Origin of the sequence: Bradyrhizobium sp. AUGA SZCCT0222 (assembly GCF_018130205.1) — a bacterium.
In the GTDB taxonomy this organism is placed as follows: domain Bacteria; phylum Pseudomonadota; class Alphaproteobacteria; order Rhizobiales; family Xanthobacteraceae; genus Bradyrhizobium.
Map to the genome: position 1 here is coordinate 142852 of NZ_JAFCLX010000010.1, position 18394 is coordinate 161245.

General features: G+C 63.4%; 19 protein-coding genes and 1 pseudogene. 4 read left to right on the forward strand and 16 right to left on the reverse strand.

All coding sequences use genetic code 11. The features are described from left to right. On the reverse strand, positions 1-897 hold the full coding sequence (gene bla, locus JQ629_RS11570; protein WP_212412820.1) for a class A beta-lactamase: 897 nt from the start codon (positions 895-897) through the stop codon (positions 1-3). A gap of 101 nt (positions 898-998) precedes the next feature. Here bla and JQ629_RS11575 point away from each other — a divergent pair, with 101 nt between their 5' ends. Beyond that, positions 999-1916, forward strand: a complete 918-nt coding sequence (locus JQ629_RS11575) for a LysR substrate-binding domain-containing protein (RefSeq protein WP_212412821.1) — start codon at positions 999-1001, stop codon at positions 1914-1916. A 232-nt stretch (positions 1917-2148) separates the two neighbouring features. Here JQ629_RS11575 and JQ629_RS11580 read toward each other — a convergent pair whose 3' ends face one another. The 13 genes from JQ629_RS11580 to JQ629_RS11640 form a co-directional block, all read right to left on the reverse strand. Beyond that, a complete protein-coding gene (locus tag JQ629_RS11580) occupies positions 2149-3462 on the reverse strand; it encodes a c-type cytochrome (protein ID WP_212412764.1) in 1314 nt (437 codons plus the stop codon). Positions 3463-3641: 179 nt separating this feature from the next. Continuing rightward, the gene (locus tag JQ629_RS11585; protein ID WP_212412765.1) at positions 3642-4037 is read right to left on the reverse strand and encodes a gamma-butyrobetaine hydroxylase family protein; all 396 of its coding nucleotides are present in this window, start codon (positions 4035-4037) and stop codon (positions 3642-3644) included. A gap of 12 nt (positions 4038-4049) precedes the next feature. Continuing rightward, complete coding sequence (locus JQ629_RS11590) at positions 4050-4205, reverse strand: hypothetical protein (RefSeq protein WP_212269109.1); 156 nt, start codon at positions 4203-4205, stop codon at positions 4050-4052. Positions 4206-4239: 34 nt separating this feature from the next. Next, on the reverse strand, positions 4240-5250 hold the full coding sequence (locus tag JQ629_RS11595) for a formate dehydrogenase subunit gamma (RefSeq protein ID WP_212412766.1): 1011 nt from the start codon (positions 5248-5250) through the stop codon (positions 4240-4242). A 65-nt stretch (positions 5251-5315) separates the two neighbouring features. After that, positions 5316-5912 (reverse strand): formate dehydrogenase FDH3 subunit beta, encoded by a 597-nt coding sequence (fdh3B, locus tag JQ629_RS11600; protein ID WP_100418683.1) that lies wholly within the window; start codon positions 5910-5912, stop codon positions 5316-5318. Between the two features lie 14 nt (positions 5913-5926). Next, positions 5927-8893, reverse strand: coding sequence for a formate dehydrogenase subunit alpha (locus JQ629_RS11605; protein WP_212412767.1), 2967 nt, complete (start codon positions 8891-8893; stop codon positions 5927-5929). A gap of 13 nt (positions 8894-8906) precedes the next feature. Further along, positions 8907-9131, reverse strand: a complete 225-nt coding sequence (locus JQ629_RS11610; protein WP_212412768.1) for a hypothetical protein — start codon at positions 9129-9131, stop codon at positions 8907-8909. Positions 9132-9172: 41 nt separating this feature from the next. Then, entirely contained in the window at positions 9173-9985 is an 813-nt protein-coding gene (locus JQ629_RS11615) for a Cro/CI family transcriptional regulator (protein WP_212412769.1), read from the reverse strand. A 146-nt stretch (positions 9986-10131) separates the two neighbouring features. Next, complete coding sequence (locus JQ629_RS11620) at positions 10132-10827, reverse strand: DUF3306 domain-containing protein (RefSeq protein WP_212412770.1); 696 nt, start codon at positions 10825-10827, stop codon at positions 10132-10134. After that, positions 10824-11345 carry a DUF3305 domain-containing protein gene (locus tag JQ629_RS11625; protein ID WP_249134978.1) on the reverse strand — a complete coding sequence of 174 codons (522 nt, stop codon included), beginning with the start codon at positions 11343-11345 and terminating at the stop codon, positions 10824-10826. Before JQ629_RS11625 ends, JQ629_RS11620 begins: the two co-directional genes overlap by 4 nt. A gap of 25 nt (positions 11346-11370) precedes the next feature. Continuing rightward, positions 11371-12393, reverse strand: coding sequence for a DUF6352 family protein (locus tag JQ629_RS11630; RefSeq protein WP_212412771.1), 1023 nt, complete (start codon positions 12391-12393; stop codon positions 11371-11373). Continuing rightward, on the reverse strand, positions 12390-12965 hold the full coding sequence (locus JQ629_RS11635) for a DUF6505 family protein (protein WP_212412772.1): 576 nt from the start codon (positions 12963-12965) through the stop codon (positions 12390-12392). The genes JQ629_RS11630 and JQ629_RS11635 overlap by 4 nt, the downstream gene beginning before the upstream one ends. A gap of 7 nt (positions 12966-12972) precedes the next feature. Continuing rightward, positions 12973-13740 (reverse strand): biotin/lipoate--protein ligase family protein, encoded by a 768-nt coding sequence (locus tag JQ629_RS11640; protein WP_249134979.1) that lies wholly within the window; start codon positions 13738-13740, stop codon positions 12973-12975. A 123-nt stretch (positions 13741-13863) separates the two neighbouring features. Here JQ629_RS11640 and JQ629_RS11645 point away from each other — a divergent pair, with 123 nt between their 5' ends. From JQ629_RS11645 to JQ629_RS11655, 3 genes and pseudogenes are all read left to right on the forward strand, one after another. Beyond that, positions 13864-15897 carry a 4Fe-4S binding protein gene (locus tag JQ629_RS11645; RefSeq protein WP_249134980.1) on the forward strand — a complete coding sequence of 678 codons (2034 nt, stop codon included), beginning with the start codon at positions 13864-13866 and terminating at the stop codon, positions 15895-15897. Continuing rightward, positions 15860-16759, forward strand: a pseudogene (locus tag JQ629_RS11650) (Mrp/NBP35 family ATP-binding protein); the annotation flags it as partial. The gene JQ629_RS11645 and the pseudogene JQ629_RS11650, both read left to right, overlap by 38 nt. 115 nt (positions 16760-16874) lie before the next feature. Beyond that, entirely contained in the window at positions 16875-17381 is a 507-nt protein-coding gene (locus JQ629_RS11655) for a tetratricopeptide repeat protein (protein WP_349631252.1), read from the forward strand. A 95-nt stretch (positions 17382-17476) separates the two neighbouring features. Here the strand turns inward: JQ629_RS11655 and JQ629_RS11660 are convergent, their stop codons facing one another. Together JQ629_RS11660 and JQ629_RS11665 are read right to left on the reverse strand one after the other, a co-directional pair. After that, positions 17477-17764, reverse strand: a complete 288-nt coding sequence (locus JQ629_RS11660) for a hypothetical protein (protein ID WP_212269099.1) — start codon at positions 17762-17764, stop codon at positions 17477-17479. A 79-nt stretch (positions 17765-17843) separates the two neighbouring features. Continuing rightward, complete coding sequence (locus tag JQ629_RS11665; protein ID WP_212412774.1) at positions 17844-18299, reverse strand: Lrp/AsnC family transcriptional regulator; 456 nt, start codon at positions 18297-18299, stop codon at positions 17844-17846. Positions 18300-18394: the final 95 nt, after the last annotated feature.

Below are 18394 nucleotides of genomic sequence, written 5' to 3' on the forward strand. Positions count from 1 at the left end.
CTAGCCCGGCCTCATCGCCGCGACGGCGCGCGCGATCGAAGCGATGGTGGCGTTTTGTTGCGCGCTGGGAATGCTGGCGCCCGTCAGATAGGCCGCGACGATGATAGGGGCGCCGTCGAGAGGCCACACCACAGCAACGTCATTGTTCGTGCCATGGTCACCGGCGCCGGTCTTGTCACCGACACGCCAGCCTTTCGCAAACCCTGCGCGTAATCGTGTGTCACCGGTCTTGTTGGCAACTAGCCATGCCGTCAATTGCTCGCGCGACGCAGCCGACAGCGCCCCAGTCCCAAGGACGAGCGCTTCGAAATTCGAAGCCATCGCATTCGGTGTCGTGGTATCGCGGGGATCGTCGGGCAGCGCCTGGTTGAGCGAAGGTTCATCCCGGTCCAGCCGCGTGACCTGATCGCCGAGCCCTCGCGCGAAGGCCGTCAACCCCGGAGGTCCGCCGATGCTGGCGAGCAGCAGGTTGCCCGCAGTGTTGTCGCTCCGTGTCATCGCCGCGTCGCAAATTTCAGCGAGCGTCATGCCATCGCCCCCGGCGTGCTTTTCAGTTACCGGCGAATTCACCACGATTGCTGATGCGTCGAAGGTTATGCGCCGCGTCAATTGCTCCTTCCCGGCATCCACCCGCGCCAGCACCGCCGCTGTCGCCAGCGCCTTGAAGGTGCTGCACATCGGGAAACGCTCGTCGCCCCGGTGGACATGACGCGCACCGGTTGCCGTTTCCAGCACACAAACACCGAGCCGGCCGCCGCTCGCGCTCTCCAGACGCTTGATCTCGGCGATCAGTCGTTGATCCGTGGCCGCTGCGCGTGCCGCTTTTGGCAGGCCGCTCAGATCAGCGGCTATCAGTGCTGCGCCGAAACCAAGGTGAAACTGTCTCCTGCTGATCATTCGAATCCCTCCGGGTTGCGGGCGGGAACGTGCCCAGAAGGCCATGTCTTGACAAACGATCAGTTTTGAATGCAGGCATTAGAAAAACTAGGGTCGAACGAATGCGCCGCAGGACGAAGCTTTCACACCTTCCGCTGAATGCATTACGGGCCTTTGAGGCGACGGCGCGCAACCTGAGTTTCACCCGTGCCGGCCTTGAACTCCGCGTTACGCAGGCCGCCGTCAGTCAGCAGGTGAAAGCACTGGAGGACAGGCTTGGCGCGCAGCTGTTTCGGCGGTTACCGCGCGGCGTCGCGCTGACCGACGAAGGACAAGCACTGCTGCCCAGCATCGTCGAGGCTTTCGGGCGGCTCAACGAAGCGGTCAATCGTTTTGAAGACGGTCGCTACCAGGACGTCATCACGATCGGCGTCGTCGGCACCTTCGCGTCGGGATGGCTGCTGCCGCGGCTCGACACTTTCAAGAAGGCGTATCCGCGGATCGACTTGCGTCTGTTCGCCAATAATAATCGCGTCGACATAGCGGGCGAAGGCCTCGATTACGCCATCAGGTTTGGCGACGGCCTCTGGCACGGTACGAACGCGACCCGCCTGATGGGGGCGTCGTTTACTCCGTTCTGCGCGCCGGCACTGGCCCGCAGGCTGAGCCGGCCGGCCGATCTCAAACGCGAGGTGCTGCTGCGTTCCTATCGACAGGATGAATGGTCGCGCTGGTTTGCCGCGGCGGGACTGCTTAGTCCCGTCATCAAGGGAATGGTGTTCGACTCATCGATCACGATCGCAAGCGTTGCAGCGCGCGGTACCGGCGTTGCGTTGTTGCCGGCGGAGATGTTTCGGGACGAGATCCGTCAACGGCGACTGGTACGTCCGTTCAAGACCGAAGTGACGCTCGGCGACTACTGGATTACGTCGCTGCATTCCCGGCAACCATCATCTGCGATGCTCTCGTTCAAGGGTTGGTTGCTTGAAACGATCGCAGCGAAAGCGGAAGCTCCGGCCCGGAATTCACGTAGCCGGTAGTCATGCGAACACCGCTTGTTGGCCCTGCAGCAGCGTTCGGCGGGCAAGAGAGTGTTCTCCAAGCATGATGATTTTGAATCGAATCGGGGCACGTCATCCTGAGGCGCGAGCGGAGCGAGCCTCGAAGGATGGGACCCGGGCGCTTCTCATCCTTCGAGGCGCGCAAGAGCGCGCACCTCAAGATGACGCGATAGGATGCGAGTGGGCTGCTTCAACCTGAACTCATCACACTCTACCGCTTCGTGGCGCGCTCCAGGAACTGCACCAGGGCGGCACGGTCCTGTTCGGAGCCGATGCGCTGCTCGGGCATCTTGGTGCCCGGCGTGTAGGCCGCGGGCCCGATCTCGAACAATTTCGAAACCGTTTCCGGCGTCCAGACGATATCGAGCCGCTTGAGCGCGTCGGAAAAATCATATCCCGGCAAGGTCGCGATGCGCCGGCCGAACAGACCGGCCAGCGTCGGCCCTGCCCGGTTGGCCTGATCGGCGCCGAGCGTATGGCAGGCGACGCAGGCACGAAAAATATCCGCGCCGCGGTCGCCGGCATACGCGGCCAGCGGGTCTGCCGTGTGTTCAAACAGCAAGGGATCGACGGGATCTCCGGTCACCGCGTTCCAGCGGCGGATGGTGCTGTCAGCACCGCCGGTGAGCAGCGTGCGACTATCGGGCAGAAACGCCACCGACCAGACCGGCAGCCCCGGACCTACCAATGTGCGCGCCAGATTGCGCGTCTTGCGATCGATCACCGCGACCGCGCCGCCAATACCGGCGGCCGCGACCCACGCACCGTCGGGCGAGATCGCCATCGAGATCACCGGCCTTGGGCCGGTTTCAACGTCACCGGCGCGCGCACCGTCGCTGCGCAGAAAATACAGTCTGCCGTCGGCGCCTCCGGCCGCGATTTCGCCATCACGGCCAATCGCGACGGCGTTGAGCGGGGTCGGCATCGCAATGACTGACGGCGGCGACGTGCCCGCCAGCGGCCAGATGCGAACGCTCTGATCATAGCTGACGCTGACCAGCGTGCGGCCGTCGGGCGAAAAAGCGACGCCATTGACGTTCTGGGTATGCCCTTCCAGCACGCGCGGCGCGCCGCCCGCGAGCGGCCACAGGCGCACGGTTTGATCCCACGACACGGAGGCCAATGTTGCGCCATCGGGCGAAACCACAAGGGCTGCGATCGGCGCGGTATGGCCTTCCAGCACCGCGTCGGGCCGGGTGTTGCCGGCGGTCCAGATCGCAATGCGGCCATCGGCGCCCGCGGTCGCGGCCCGTCCATCCCGGAGCAATGCCACCGCATTGACGGCGTCGGCGTGGAAACGAAGCACCTGCTCGGCCGCATTTGATGTCAGCGACCAGCGGATCGCGGTTGAATCGAAGCTGCCCGAAATGGCGCTCGCACCGTCAGGTGAAATCGCCAAGGCCCGCACCGGCCCGCCATGGCCGCGCAACTGCGCGTGGGCGGCGCTGGTTCCAAGCGCCGGCAGGACCAGCAAAGCGGTCCAGGTCAGCGCTATGAGGCGGCGGATGATATGAGCACGGAGCATTAGCGGCGATCGTTTCGTCCGTTCGTGTCGCCGTCAAGGCAGAGAGAGAAGGCTGTTCTTTGTTTTGACGCGTTTTCTACCGCAGATAAGTCTACGCAATCTGCGTAAACTTGATTGCGATGCGAACCGGTACCCACCCCCGGATCAAGTCCGAGGGCATGCTTCGCTCGAAAACGCTATCAGCGCATGCCTGGTTTGTCGCGATCGAGGGCCTTGGCCTGGAGCTCGTCGAGATAATCCTGAAAACGCCGCTCGGCGTTGCTGCCGAGATCGTGCAGGAACGCCCAGGAATAGATGCCGGTATTGTGCATGTCGTCGAAGCCGAGCCGCACGGCGTAATTGCCGACGGGATCGACGGAGAGAATGGTCACGTTGCGCTTGCCGCCGACCGTCTTGCGCTGCGCTTCGGAATGCCCCTGCACTTCGGCGGATGGACTGGTCACCCGGAGCAGTTCGGCCGACAGGTTGAAATCCGCACCGTCGTCAAAGGTGACGTGAAGGGCGCGGCGGTCCTTCACCAGCCGGATTTCGACCGGCCACGCAACTGCCTTAACTTCCTTGGGCGCGTTCAACATCCGAACCAAAAATCAGTTCGGGCCGATCAGATTTTTACCGGGATCGCCGACCCTCGCCCCTGTCGTGGTGTAGGCAACCGAACTCGACTGCTGAATGGTATCGAGCACGGACGACACACAGAACGCGGCGATCGCCGCAAACGCCAAAGCCGCCAGAAAGCTCTTCATCGTATTTCCCTCGAACTGCTCTGTACCCGCATCATCATTCGGCCGCCACGGCGTGCGTGCCATCTTTCGACGGCGCACGGCCCTTGGCCTGCTCCTCCGCGACCCAGAGCGCGTGATGCTCCTTGGCCCAGTTGAGGTCGACCTCGCCGGTGCCCATCGCATCGAACGCGCCCTCCATTCCGACCGAACCGATATAGATGTGGGCCAGCATGACCGCGATAAAGAGCATCGCGATCACGGCATGGATCACGGTCCAGAACTGCAACGCCGTGACATTGGCCGGAAGATACGGGAACAGCATGAACCAGCCCGACACCGACATCAGCGCGCCGCCGATGATGACGATCCAGAAAATACCTTTCTGTCCGGCATTGAACCGTTTGGCCGGCGGATGCTTGCCGTTGGCCAGGATGCCGCCACCCTGCTTAATCCATTGCCAGTCGAGCTTGCCGGGAATGTTATCCTTGATCCAGATCAGGAACATGATCGCGAGGCCGAGCATGAACGGAAACGCCAGATAATCGTGCGCGATCTTGGCCCAGCCCGACATGGTCGCAAACGCCTGGGCGCCGAACAGCGGCATGATCAGGACGCGCCCGAAGCTGATGTTGAGACCCGACAGCGCCAGCACGACGAAACAGCTCGCGGTCAGCCAATGGGTGAAACGTTCGAAGCTCGCAAAACGCAGGATCTTGGTGCCGGAAAAACCGTGATCGACGCGAATCCGGCCGCGCACCGCCAGGAAGATCGCCAGCAGCACGAGCATTCCAAGAATGGCGACGCCGCCGATGATCGGCAGCTTGCTGCGCTGGAAATCGCGCCAGTCGCGGCCCGCGGGCTGGATCAGGCTGGAGGCCATGGTATCCGGGATCGATATCCGCCCGGTGATCTTGTCACCCTCCTTCAGCGCTTTCAGGAGTTGGTCTTCCTGAACGGCTTCAGCGGTCGGCTTGAACGTCAGCTGCGCTGAGGCGGGATGCGCGAACACAAACAGCAGCGCGATGGCGGCGCATAGCGCCCGGAGGTGTGAAAGAGAGCTTGGCATAGGCCCGTGACCTTCCCGTTTCTCGTGACATGTTTGCCGCCGCGCGCCGCGCGACGGCCAAGGCATCAGCCGGTCGGTGAATCCGCGTAAGCCGTTTTCCAGCCCCACATGCCCGAACCGTAACCGCGCTTCATCACGCGCTCCTTGTAGATTTCGGCGATGATGGCGCCGTCGCCGGCGAGCAGCGACTTGGTCGAGCACATCTCGGCGCAAATCGGCAGCTTGCCTTCGGCCAGACGATTGGCGCCGTATTTGGCGTATTCGGCCGGGGTGGAGTCCGCTTCCGGCCCGCCCGCGCAATAGGTGCACTTGTCCATCTTGCCGCGCGAACCGAAATTGCCGACTTTCGGATATTGCGGCGCGCCGAACGGGCACGCGTAGAAGCAATAGCCGCAGCCGATGCACAGGTCCTTGGAGTGGAGCACCACGCCGTCGGCGGTGGTGTAGAAGCACGACACCGGACAGACCGCGGCGCATGGTGCATCGGTGCAATGCATGCAGGCCATCGACACCGAGCGTTCGCCGGGCTTGCCGTCATTGATGGTGACGACGCGGCGACGATTGATGCCCCACGGCACTTCATGTTCGTTCTTGCAGGCCGTCACGCAGGCGTTGCATTCAATGCAACGGTCGGCATCACAGAGAAATTTGACGCGAGCCATGATCTATTCTCCCCTCACGCCGATTGAATCTGGCACAGGGTCACCTTGCCCTCGTGCATGCCGGTGACCGGATCGTAGCCGTAGCTCGTGATCGAGTTCACGCTTTCGCCGAGCACGATCGGATCGCTGCCCTTTGGATATTTGCTGCGCTGGTCGACGCCCTGGAACCAGCCGGAGAAGTGGAACGGCATGAACGCGACGCCCTTGCCGACGCGGTCGGTGACGAGCGCCTTGACGCGCGCCTTCGAGCTGTTTTCCGGGCCATAGACCCAGACCCATCCGCCGTCCTTGATGCCGCGCTCGCTTGCGTCCGCGGTGTTGACCTCGACGAACATGTCCTGCTGCAATTCGGCCAGCCAGCGGTTCGAGCGGGTTTCCTCGCCGCCGCCTTCATATTCGACCAGACGACCCGAGGTGAGGATGATCGGGAATTGCTTGGCAAGCCCCTTGTCCACCGCCGCCTTTTGAATCGAGAAGCCGAGATTCGCCATGCGGAACTGGCGGCCGTCCGGACGCGTCGGATATTTGGCGACGAGGTCCGGGCGCGCCGTGTAGATCGGTTCGCGATGAACAGGCACGGGGTCGGGCAGATTCCACGCCACCGCGCGGGCCTTGCCGTTGCCATAGGCCATCACGCCATGCTCGAGCGTGACGCGAATGATGCCACCCGAAAGGTCGACCGCCCAGCCGACGCCGTCCGGGTTGTTGCCGCCGATCTTGTTGATCGTCGCCAGTTCAGCTTCCGTGAGATCCTTGTCCCAGCCGAGCTTCTTCAGCACGCCGTAGGTGAATTCCGGATAGCCGTCGGTGAGTTCCGAACCTTTGCTGTAAGAGCCTTCCGACAGCATGTTGACGTTCTTCACCGAACCGTCCGGCTGTTTCTCTTCATAGACGACGCCGAACCGCGCACGGAACGTGCCGCCGCCGTCCTTGGCGTGGAGGTTGGTGTTGTAGAGCGTATGCGTTCCCGGGTGCTTGATCTGCGGCGTGCCCCAACACGGCCACGGCAGGCCGTAATAGTCGCCGCCGATCTCGGGCTCGTCGGCCTTGGCGCGGAGGGTCACCAGGTCGAACTTGCCCTGGTTCTTCATGTGCGCCTTCAGCCGCTCCGGCGACTGGCCGGAATAGCCGGTCGAGAATCCGCCGCGGTTGATTTCCCGCAGCAGCTCTTCCGGCGACGGCCGGTTGTTTTCCACCTTGAGGTTCTTGAACATCGGATCGGCGAAGCCGAGCTTCTTGGAAAGCAGGTAGATGATCTCGTAATCGTCCTTGGATTCGAAGATCGGCTTGACGACCTGCTCGCCCCACTGCAGCGAGCGGTTGGAGGCGGTGCGCGAGCCCGAGGTTTCGAACTGGGTGCAGGCCGGCAACAGATAAGTGCCGTTCTTGCGCTCGGAGATCGCAGCGAACGTGGTCGGATGCGGGTCGGCGACCACGAGCAATTCGAGTTTCTCGATGCCCTTCACCATTTCGGTCATGCGCGGCACGGTATTGCCGCCATGTCCCATGATGATCATGGCCTTCAGGCTGTCGCGCTGATCGACGTCATCAGGGTTGGAAAGCGTGGCGTCGAACCAGCGGGTCGACGGGATGCCCGGCAGTTCCATGTTCTGCTTGCGGGTACGGGCCGGACGGCCCGCTTTCGCCGGCACTTCGTCGAAGCGCGACTGCAGATAATCGTATTCGACTTCCCAGACCCGCGCCCAGTGCTTCCAGGCGCCTTCGACCAGGCCGTAATAGAGCGGCAGCGTCGTGATATCGAGACCGATATCGGTGGCGCCCTGCACGTTGCAATGGCCGCGGAAGATGTTGGCGCCGCCGCCAAAGGTGCCGACGTTACCGGTCGCCAGCAGCAGCACGCAGTAGGCCCGGACGTTGGCGGTGCCGACGGTGTGCTGGGTGCCGCCCATGCACCAGATGAAGGTCGATGGCTTTTGCTTGGCAAAGGTCTCGGCGACTTTCTTGACCTGTTCGCCGGGAATGCCGGTGACGCGTTCGACTTCTTCCGGCGTCCACTTCGCGACTTCGGCGCGGATCTGGTCCATGCCGTAGACGCGCTGCTTGATGTATTCCTTGTCTTCCCAGCCATTATTGAAGATGTGGTGCAGCATGCCCCAGATCACCGCGATGTCGGTGCCACTGCGGAAGCGGACATATTCGGTGGCGTGGGCCGCGGTGCGGGTAAAGCGCGGGTCGAGCACGAACACGTTGGCGCGGTTGATTTCCTTGCCGGTCAGGATGTGCTGCAGCGACACCGGATGCGCCTCGGCGGCGTTCGATCCCATGAAGACGATGGTCTTCGAGTTTCTGATGTCATTGTAGGAATTGGTCATCGCGCCGTAGCCCCAGGTATTGGCGACGCCGGCGACGGTGGTGGAATGACAGATACGGGCCTGGTGATCGACGGAGTTGGTGCCCCAGAACGCGCCGAACTTGCGGAACAGATAACCGCCTTCATTGGAGAACTTCGCGGAGCCGAGCAGATAGACGGAGTCGGCGCCGGACTTGGCGCGGATTTCCAGCATCTTGTCGCCGATCTCGTTGATGGCGACGTCCCACGATATTTTCTGCCACTCGCCGTTGACGAGCTTCATCGGGTATTTCAAGCGGCGATCGCCGTGCACGAGTTCACGCACTGACGCACCCTTGGCGCAATGCGAACCGCGGTTGATCGGGCTGTCCCAGGCCGGCTCCTGGCCGACCCAGACGCCGTTTTGCACTTCAGCGATCACGGTGCAGCCGACCGAACAATGCGTGCAGATGTTCTTTTTGATTTCCGTCGGCGCGCCCAGGATTTTCGGACCGGCCTCCGCCTTGCGCACCGAGCCGAGCGGCATCAAGCCGAGGGCGGCGCCGGCGCCTGCAGCCAGACCGGATCGCCGCAGGAACGTGCGGCGGTCGAGAACCCCCGAAGCCAGGCCGGCGGCGACACCTTGCAAACGCGCCTTGCCTGCGGATCCGTCTTTTCGCTTCATCAACATGTGCGTGTTCCCATCAATAGCGGTTGACGCGGTAGAAATTCTTGACGTGATCGGTTTCCTTGTAGCGGGCCTTGACGCGCTCGCCCTGCGCCTCGTCCGCGACCGCCTCGCCGCCCGCCAGCGGCACCACGGCTGCTGCAGCGACTGCCGATCCGCCCATCATGAACAAACGGCGGCGATCGAGCCCCTTGGCATCGAGCGGCTTGTCGGCCGGCGCCTTGTCGGATGGTTTGCTCATCGCGGTCTCCTCCACTTCAAACGTTCAGTTGCCTTTGCGCGTCACTCGGACAGCGTGAAGGCCTCGGCTTCCAGTTCCATAAACACGCGGCCGACGCGGCCGACGGCACGGTAGAATTTGGCGGTCCCGGACATCTCCAGATCAGCGAACATCCGCGCCGCCCACGGCTTGAGATGCCGGTCGAAGAAGCGCGCCTGTTCGGCGAACTCCGCCTCGAAGTCGCCGCGCGCCAGGCCTGCCATCACCTCGAGAAGAATCGCGATGTGATCTTCCGGCTCGCGCGAGGGGCCCGCACGCTCGATGCCGAGCAGGTCCAGATCTTCGCGCACACGCGCCAGCGGGCGCTCGTGCAGGAAGCCGGTCAGGTAATAGGAGGCATAGGGCAGCAGCTCGCCGCGCCCGAGCCCGATGAACAGGTCGAAGAATTCCTTGCTGGCGGTGCGGTCGTCCACAGCTGACGCAGCCACGGCGAGCTCGACATGCGCCATGCCGAGATCGGAGGCGTCGCCCTTCAATTGCGCGACGCGCGCCAGCGTGCCCGCGTCCGGCGCCTTGCCGAGCAGCAGCGACAGCAAGCCGTATTCCGCGGCGCGCAGCTGATCGATCTCGTCGATTTCCGGTTTTGCTGACACGTTGGACGACACCTGGGATGACACCTGAGCCTCGGATGATCCGTAGAGATCGGGGCGAAGCACGGAACGCTCGACACGCGTCAAGGCCTCGACCGCGAGAACCCGCTCGGCGGGAATCCGCGACCACGATGAAACCGAAGGCTGCGCAATGCCGATCGCTCGCGCTAACGACGCGACGCCACCCGCTGCCCTGATTGCCTGTTCCAGTCCGGCGTCACGCATGGTGAACCCGACTTCTCCCCAGCCTCGCGCCCAGTGTCCCGTATCCTGTGTCCGATGCCTCTTAATCGGGCATACAAATTAGAACTGGAATTATTCCAGTCCTAAATTTGTATCATAGGCTTTGCCTATGTCTCGAAAACTTTTGTCTAAACAACAGGTTTTGCCGAGCCATGGCGTCGCACCGGCTGTTGCGGTGCAACAGAATCGGAAGCCATGGAGACCGATTCCTGAGCTGGTTCGAGGCGGGCTCCTGCATCGTCGCTCGCAGGATTCGGCTCTGTCGGCGCCGGCTGACCGCTCAATCTCAGCGGTTGTTCCGGCAGATCCGGCTTCGGCTGGCCGGAAGATTCAGGGGCATTCACGATCTCCGCCGGGACCTCGGCGGCAACCGGCGGCTCGGCAGGCGCTTCGCCGGAGCCCATGATCTGGGTGACCATCCGTGCGATATCGATGCCCGCGCCGAGTTCGCTGTTGCCCGGCACGCCGCCCGGCGTGTTCCAGTCATAGGCGTATTCCAGCGCGGGATTGACGTAGTTGCGGATCGCGGGATCCAGCGCCCAGGATTTTCTCAAAGCCGCATTGCGCAGGTGTTCGGGAACGCCCTTGCGCAGAAAGCCGGTGATATCAGTCTCCGACGTCAATTCTTCGAGCGATGGCAGGCTGGAGAGATCGAACTCCGGCGCAGCCTCCTTTTCAGCCTCAGCCTCGGCCTCAGTCGCCGGAGCAGCAGCGATTTCGGCGTCGGCAACGGGCGCTTCGCGCTCGGGCTGCTTGGCCTCCTGCTTGCGCTGCGACCATCGCGCCAAAAAGCCCTTGTCGTCGTCCTGGTCCGGACCACTCATGCGCGCCCTGTCCCTTCGTCCGGGCCGCGATCCTTTGGGCCAGGCTGGCGCTCGCCGCCGGCACGATCGCGCTTGCGTTTGTGGAACACCCGCTCGACATGAAACTCATCGACAAAGGCGGCGATCCAGGCCGCGATCTCCGGAGACATCGGAACCGTGCCGATGACGTCACAACCGCTTTCGAAGATCGCCTCCCCTTCGGTCGGATCAGCCGTGATTTTTGTCAACTCAAGTTCGGATCCGCCGGCCTGTCGCCGCAGCGCGACCCAGATGCGCGGTTCGCCGTCGGCGAGATTGTCGCGGTAATTGGCGGTGTCGGAACTGAACAGGTCGATGCTGGCGGCGCCCGCGTAATACATCGTCGCATCCGCCTCAGTGGACAGCACGGTCCATGGCGCGGTTGCCGGCACCTCGTCGAGCACCATCGCCGGCGACCAGACATGATCGATCCATGGATTATCGACGGCGCGGCGCCGCACCACCACACCCACTTCGCGGGATGCCTCGGTCATCGCCATGCGCGAGCCTCCGTGCACCGGCCAATCATGCCACATTCGCCTTTGGCGCGAGCGGCAGCCCGGCGACCAGATTTTGCGGCTTCAGGCGCACGACCTTGTCCGCGCCCATCGCCAGGATGAGGTAAACCGGTTTGCTGCCGACGCGTTCATCCACCAGCCGCGTATCCGCGATGGTCAGGCGCATCAGCGCGACGATGCGCTCGGCGGCGTTGGCGTCCACCGACGTGCCGTTCCACAGCGCATTGCCGATCCTGGTGCCCTCGCTGTCGAGACCGACAAACCAGCGCCAGTCGCGGTCTTCGATACTGGGAACCGTCTCGACGCTGACGGTTACATCGAGCAGATGGGCGATCCATCGTTCGATCACCCGGCAAAGCCCGGCGCGCGCCTTCGGATTGCCGCCGATGTTCATGACCATCGCATGCGCATCCGAACGCGACCAATAGGTCCAGGCGTTCTCGTCGTCCATCACATCCATCTCGCCGAACGCCTTTGGCGGCGCCAGCATCGCCGTGAGCGGCGACGCATGCAGGTCATGTTCGGCCTGTTGCTGCGCCTCTACGATTTCGGCGTCCGCAAGCAACAGCGTGCCCTCATGAAACGCCGCCTGCTGGCTGCGATAGAACAGTTCGGCCGCGCGCAGCATGTAGGGATCGTCGCAGCCCTCGAGCGCGTTGCGCAGGATCAGATGGCAGAGCTGCGAGACGAAGATCGGCGGCAGGTCGCCGGCGCCATTGCGGGCCAGGTTGACATAGACCGCCTCGAGTGAGGGAGCCGCGACCAGCCGGTCGCGAAAATTCATCATAAAAGTCCAGTTCTCGCGCGCATCGGGATCGGCGAGCGCGGCGATATCGGCTTTCGAAACCGAACGGAGCGGATCGGCCAACAGGCCCGCGTGCAGGTTCCGCTCGGCCTCGCAGGCGTCTTCCGGCGGCATCAGTTCGGGCCGCGCCAGATAGGCCATGATCAGTTCGGGCGTCGCGATCAACCCGCCGTGATCGGCGCGCCGCGTCAGATGATGGCCGGACGCTACCCAGAATTCTCTCATTTGCGATTTCCGGTTTTCTGTTCAGTTCCCATCAAACCCAGCAGATCGACCTCCTCGTCAGGTTCATCGTCGCCTTCGATCTCATGAAAGGTAAAGGCGCTGGCATGCGCGTGCAACCGGTCGGCATCGCCTGCGGCTTCGCGCGGCTTGAGGGTGCGAAAGCGCTCGCGGATTTCACCATCCTCGATGCTGCGTTGCACGGCGAGCAAGGTCTGCGCCGGGTGATCGCACAGCGAGGCCGCAAACGCGACCTCTTCCTCGGCGGCGCCGCGCGCGGCCTTAAGATCCGGCGCGCCGAATTTTTCCAGCAATTGCGCCGCAAGCCGATCGACCGCGGCTTGCCGCTCCGCTTCCGTCGCCTCGGTCACGATCGCAAGCGTCGACCAGCCCAGACTTTCGACCCCGAGAAATCCGGACCGCAGCGCCACGCGCTGCTTCTGCGCCAGATCAGCCGAATCCTGGTTCCAGAACACGAACGCGCCGGAAACCGCCCATTCCCCGGGTTCCGCGGCACGCTCGAATACGAACGTATCCGATGGGTCGAGCCTGATGGTTCGCGGCAGCTTCAGCATGTCAGCCTCATCCGAACTTCGGACCGCGCGATTGCGGATCATACCAGTCCGCTTTCGCCAGCGCATCCACGAGGCTGGATCGATCGGGGGGCCCGCTGCCGGCCGGCAGCTTGACCAGCAGATCGCCGTTGACGTCGATGGCCCTGATCTCGCCGGCCTTGCGCCTCGGAAGCCGTTCCAGATAATCCCTGGCGATCGCCTCAAAACCGCGCTCGTTCCAGCGATCGAACGCGGTCATCAGATGGCGGGCGAAGCTGCCGATGATCGCGTCGGTATCGACCATCTCAAAGCCTGCGCCCAGCATCGAAACGCCGGACGCGGCCTGCACCTCGTCGAGATGCACCATGTCGGCGGCGCGCAGGATCACAGCGAATACCAGCCAGCTTGGCACGTCGGTCTCCGCGCAATCGGCGGGCCAGCCGAGCCGCGCGCCGCCCAGCAATCCCGCGTCGAACCTGATTGCATCAGGCCAGTCGAAACTGACATCCCGCTCGGGCGGACAATGGGCGGCAATCGCGTCCGCCAGCGCGTTCATGCCGGCGAACAGCGCCCGGCGCGCCGAGTTCAAGGGTTCGTCGGGTTCGAGCACCACGGCGAATTCGACCAGGTCGTAGCGCCGCACCCAGACCAGCGTTCCGGCACCCGCTTCGGCCGCGATGTCGCATCCATGGGCAAACGCGTCGCCGAGTTCGCGTAACGCGACCAAAGTATAACCGGGGGGCAGATCGGGTGCCTGATCCACTTCCCCGCGCCGCGACATCATCGAAAGGCTCATCCTGCGTTGCTTTGCTAAATTGCTTTGCAATCCGCCGGTGTATGCTATCCCCCTCTGGCTCGCAACGCGAGCGGAACCAGAAAACGAACCGTGCGATATGCGCGCCGGTTCAGGAAGTTAACGATGGCTACGGCGTCTCATCTTCTGATTTGCAGTTGCGAGAAGACCATGCCGCTCGACGTGCCCGCGATCAACCGTGGCTGCGCCGGGAAGATCACGCAAGCCAACCAGCTCTGCGGCCTCGAACTCGACCGCTTCAAGCAAGCGCTTGCCGACGGCGCGCCGATCACGGTGGCCTGCACGCAGGAAGCGCCGCTGTTCCGCGAAGTCGCCGAGGATTTCCCGCAAGCCCAGCTCACCTTTGCCAACATCCGCGAAGCCGGCGGCTGGTCGAATGATGCGGCGGCGGCCGGTCCGAAAGCCGCGGCGCTGATCGCGGCCGCGCAGGAAGACATGCCGCCGATTTCGCTGGTGACGATGGAGAGCAGCGGCGTCGCGCTGATCTATGGAAGCGACGAACTCGCCATCGACGCCGCGCAGCGCCTCGCCGATCGTCTCGACATCACCGTGCTGCTCAGCAAGCCCGGCGACGTCATGCCGCGCCGGAGCAATGAGTTTCCGGTGCTCAAGGGCACCATCCGCAACGCGCGCGGTCATCTCGGCGCGTTTGAGCTCGGGATCGACGACTATGCGCTGCCGCTGCCGTCTTCGCGCGCCAAACTGGTGTTCGGCCCCGCACGCAACGGCGCAACATCGACCTGCGATTTGATCCTCGATCTCAGCGGCGGTACGCCGCTGTTTCCCGCGCACGAACTGCGTCCGGGATATCTGCGCGCCGATCCGCGCGACCGTGCCGCCGTCGAGCGCGCGATCGCGGATGCGGGCAATCTGGTCGGCACCTTCGACAAGCCGCGCTTCATTCAATTCGAGGAAGCGCTGTGCGCCCATTCGCGCTCCGGCATCACCGGATGCACGCGCTGCCTCGATCTCTGTCCGACCGGGGCGATCACGCCGAACGGAAAGGCCGTCGCGATCGACGCCAATGTCTGCGCCGGCTGCGGCGCCTGCGCTTCGGTATGCCCGACCGGAGCGGCTTCATATGCACTGCCCAGTGCGGACGCCCTGATGCGGCGATTGCGCACGCTGTTGCAGACCTATCGCAAGGCAGGCGGCAGCAACGCGATGGTGCTGTTCCACGACGGCGAGCATGGCGACGCACTGATCGACGCGTTGGCAAGGTTCGGCGCCGGACTGCCGGCCCATGTGCTGCCGCTGCGCGTCAATGAAGTGACGCAGCTCGGACCGGAGAGTATCGCGGCGGTGTTCGCCTATGGCGGCAGTGGTGTCGCGATCCTGACTCGCGGCAAACCCAAGCACGATATTGCCGGACTGCGCCGGACCGCCGGGACATCCGACACCGTGGTTGCCGCGCTCGGCTTCGGTGCAGGCCTGGTGCGCATCCTCGAGACCGACGATCCGGACCAGCTGCGCGCAATGCTCGATGCGGCGCCAGGCGGCGTCGCGACGCCAAAGCCGGCCGGTTTCGTGCCGCGCGGCGCCAAACGCAGCGTGCTCGAAACGACGTTTCGCGAACTTCACCTCGCGGCACCCGCGCCGGTGGATAGCGTCCCGCTTGCGCCGGGCGCGCCGTTCGGCGGCGTCAATCTCAATGTCGAAGGCTGCACGCTCTGTCACGCCTGCGTCACCGCCTGCCCGACCGGCGCGCTATCGGACAATCCCGATCGTGCCATGCTGCGCTTCACCGAAAGCCTGTGCGTGCAGTGCGGGCTCTGCGAAGCGACCTGCCCGGAAAAAGTCATCACGCTCGAGCCGCGGCTGGATTTTGCGGCATGGAATGCGCCGCTGCGCGTTCTGAAGGAGGAAGAACCGTTCAACTGCATCGCCTGCGGCAAGCCGTTCGGGACCAAAAGTTCGATAGAACGCGTACTGGCAAAACTCGGCGAGAAGCACTGGATGTTCCAGGGCGCCAACGCCAAACGGATCGATGTCATCAAGATGTGCGCGGATTGTCGCGTCGAAGCCGTGGTCAATGAGGGTTTTGACCCGCACGGGGCGCCGCAGCGGCCGCCGGTGATGTCGACGGAAGATTATTTGCGCGCGCGCGATGGCAAGAAGGGCGATCCCGTTGGATCGTAAGGAGCCCGCCGTGTCCGCCACCCAGCCTGCCCCTGCAGCCGGCGCGACGTCGCGCGCGTCAGGCATTCCCGGCGTCAAGCACGTTATCGCCGTCGCGTCCGGCAAGGGCGGCGTCGGCAAATCCACCACCGCGTGCAATCTCGCGCTCGGTTTTGCTGCCATCGGGCTGAAAGTCGGTATCCTCGATGCCGATATTTATGGCCCATCGCAGCCAAAACTGTTCGGGCTGCGCGGCAAGCCGCGCCAGGTCGGCCCGCGCATGCTGGAGCCGCTGGAGCGGTTTGGCGTCAAGGTGATGTCGATCGGCTTTCTGGTCGAGGAAGACCTCGCGATGATCTGGCGCGGGGCGATGGTGATCTCGGCGATCACGCAATTGCTGCGCGAGGTGGCGTGGGGCGATCTCGATATTCTGGTCATCGATTTGCCGCCGGGCACCGGCGACGCGCAGCTCACGATGGCGCAACAGGCGCCGCTGGCCGGAGCGGTGATTGTCTCCACGCCGCAGGACATCGCGCTGATCGACGCGCGGCGCGGCATCGCGATGTTCGAGAAGGTGAACATCCCGATCCTGGGTCTGATCGAAAACATGTCGGCGTTCTGCTGCCCGGCCTGCCAGAAGCTCACGCCGATCTTCGGCCATGGCGGCGCACGGCAGGAGGCCGAACGGCGCGGGATTCCGTATCTCGGCGAGATACCGCTCGATATCAAGATTCGCGAGACCTCAGACGATGGCCGCCCGGTGGTCGCGACCGAACCTGATGGCGTTCATGCGCGCCACTACATCGCGATCGCCCGCGATGTCTGGACGACGATCACCTCCGGCGCGGCAAGCCGGCCGCCACCTCGCATTATCATTGAGTGAACGAGTTCATTGCATCGCAGCGAAGCTGCGGGATCGCCACGCGATTGTGCCGCCCGGATTTTCGAGATACGAGAGAGTCATAATTTTTTCTTCAAAGCATTTAGGGGAGCAAATCGTGCGCATATTGAGACATCTGGGATTAATGACCGCGATCCTCATGTTCGCTGTGACGGCCCACGCACCCGCAGCCCATGCCGACAGCTTGAAGGAAGCCACGGCCGCGTTTGCGAAAAAGCAGTATGCGGCGGCGATCAAGCTGTTCCGGCCGCTCGCGGAAAAAGGCAACGCCATCGCGCAATACAAGGTCGCGGTGATGCACAGGATGGGCCTCGGCGTTCCCAAGAGCGAAAAGGAAGCGCGGAAGTGGAGCCGGCTCGCCGCCAAGCAAGGCAACCCCCAAGCCCAGACGTTGCTCGGCAGCCTCTACTACAGGGCCAGCGGCGAGGAATCGCCCGACACCGTTCGTGCCTATATGTGGTATGAAGTGGCGGCTGCGCAGGGCAATGCCGAGGCCAAGAAGGATCTCGCTTTGCTCACCAAGGAGCTGACCCCGCAACAGGTCACGGAAGCGCGCGAGAAGGCGCAGAAATGCAAATCGTCCGGCTACGAGCAGTGCGATTGATCGAACGTACTTCTCACAACAGGCAGGCCGGCATCATCCTCGCGCCGGCTCTTTAGCGAAGGCAGAACGAGCATTCGCAAGGCGCGTCGATGCGCTCATCCCTTCGGCTTGGAATCCGGCGGGCAGTCCTTCCGGACCACCATGGGCTTGCCGCCGCTCTGCACGGTGGGCGCGGCCGAATCGGCGCCGCCGGCGTCGGGCAGGATCGCGCTCTTTTCCACGGCCATCGAATTCGACGTCTTTTCATCGCCGTGTCCCGAGGTCGCGGAGCCCGTTGTCGTGCAACTGGTCTCCGGCTTTTCGCTCGAGGGCGTCGTCGATTGCGCGGCCGCAGGTCCAATGACCAACGATCCCACGAGAATTGCTGCGGCAGCACGAATCATTTTGCTCTCCCGTGAAAAAACAGGCTTTCGAAATTCGAAAGACAAACGTTCTGCGGCAGCGATGGTTCCCGGCCCCCTCTCAGAATGGCAGCGCGACGTCGCACTTGATCTCCTTGAGGATGACGTTGGTCCGGACATGACGGATGCCCGGAATCTTGAACATGAACTCGTCGAGAAACCGGTTGTAGGCGGCCATGTCGGCGACGACGACGCGCAGGTGATAATCGGCATCCCCCGTCGTCGCAAAACACTCGAGCACCTCGGGGCGCCGTTTCACGCGCGCGACGAACTGGGTAACGAAGGTCGTGTCGTGGCGATCGAGCGACACATGCAGAATGGCTGAGGTCAGGAAGCCGGCCCGTTCCCGATCGACCAGCGCCGCATAGCCGGTAATGACGCCGGACTCTTCGAGCGCCCGCACCCGGCGCCAGCACGCCGAAGACGACATGCCGACGTCGTCAGCCAGATCCTGGTTGCTGCGGCGGCCATCTTTCTGGAGATGGGTCAGCAATCGTCGATCCTGTCCTTCAATCATGATGAGCCTTTCCTGGACTGCCTTGGCAGATCATACCGGACGATACGTTACTGCTGGTAGTTTCTACCATAACAGACGGAAATATCGAACAATTA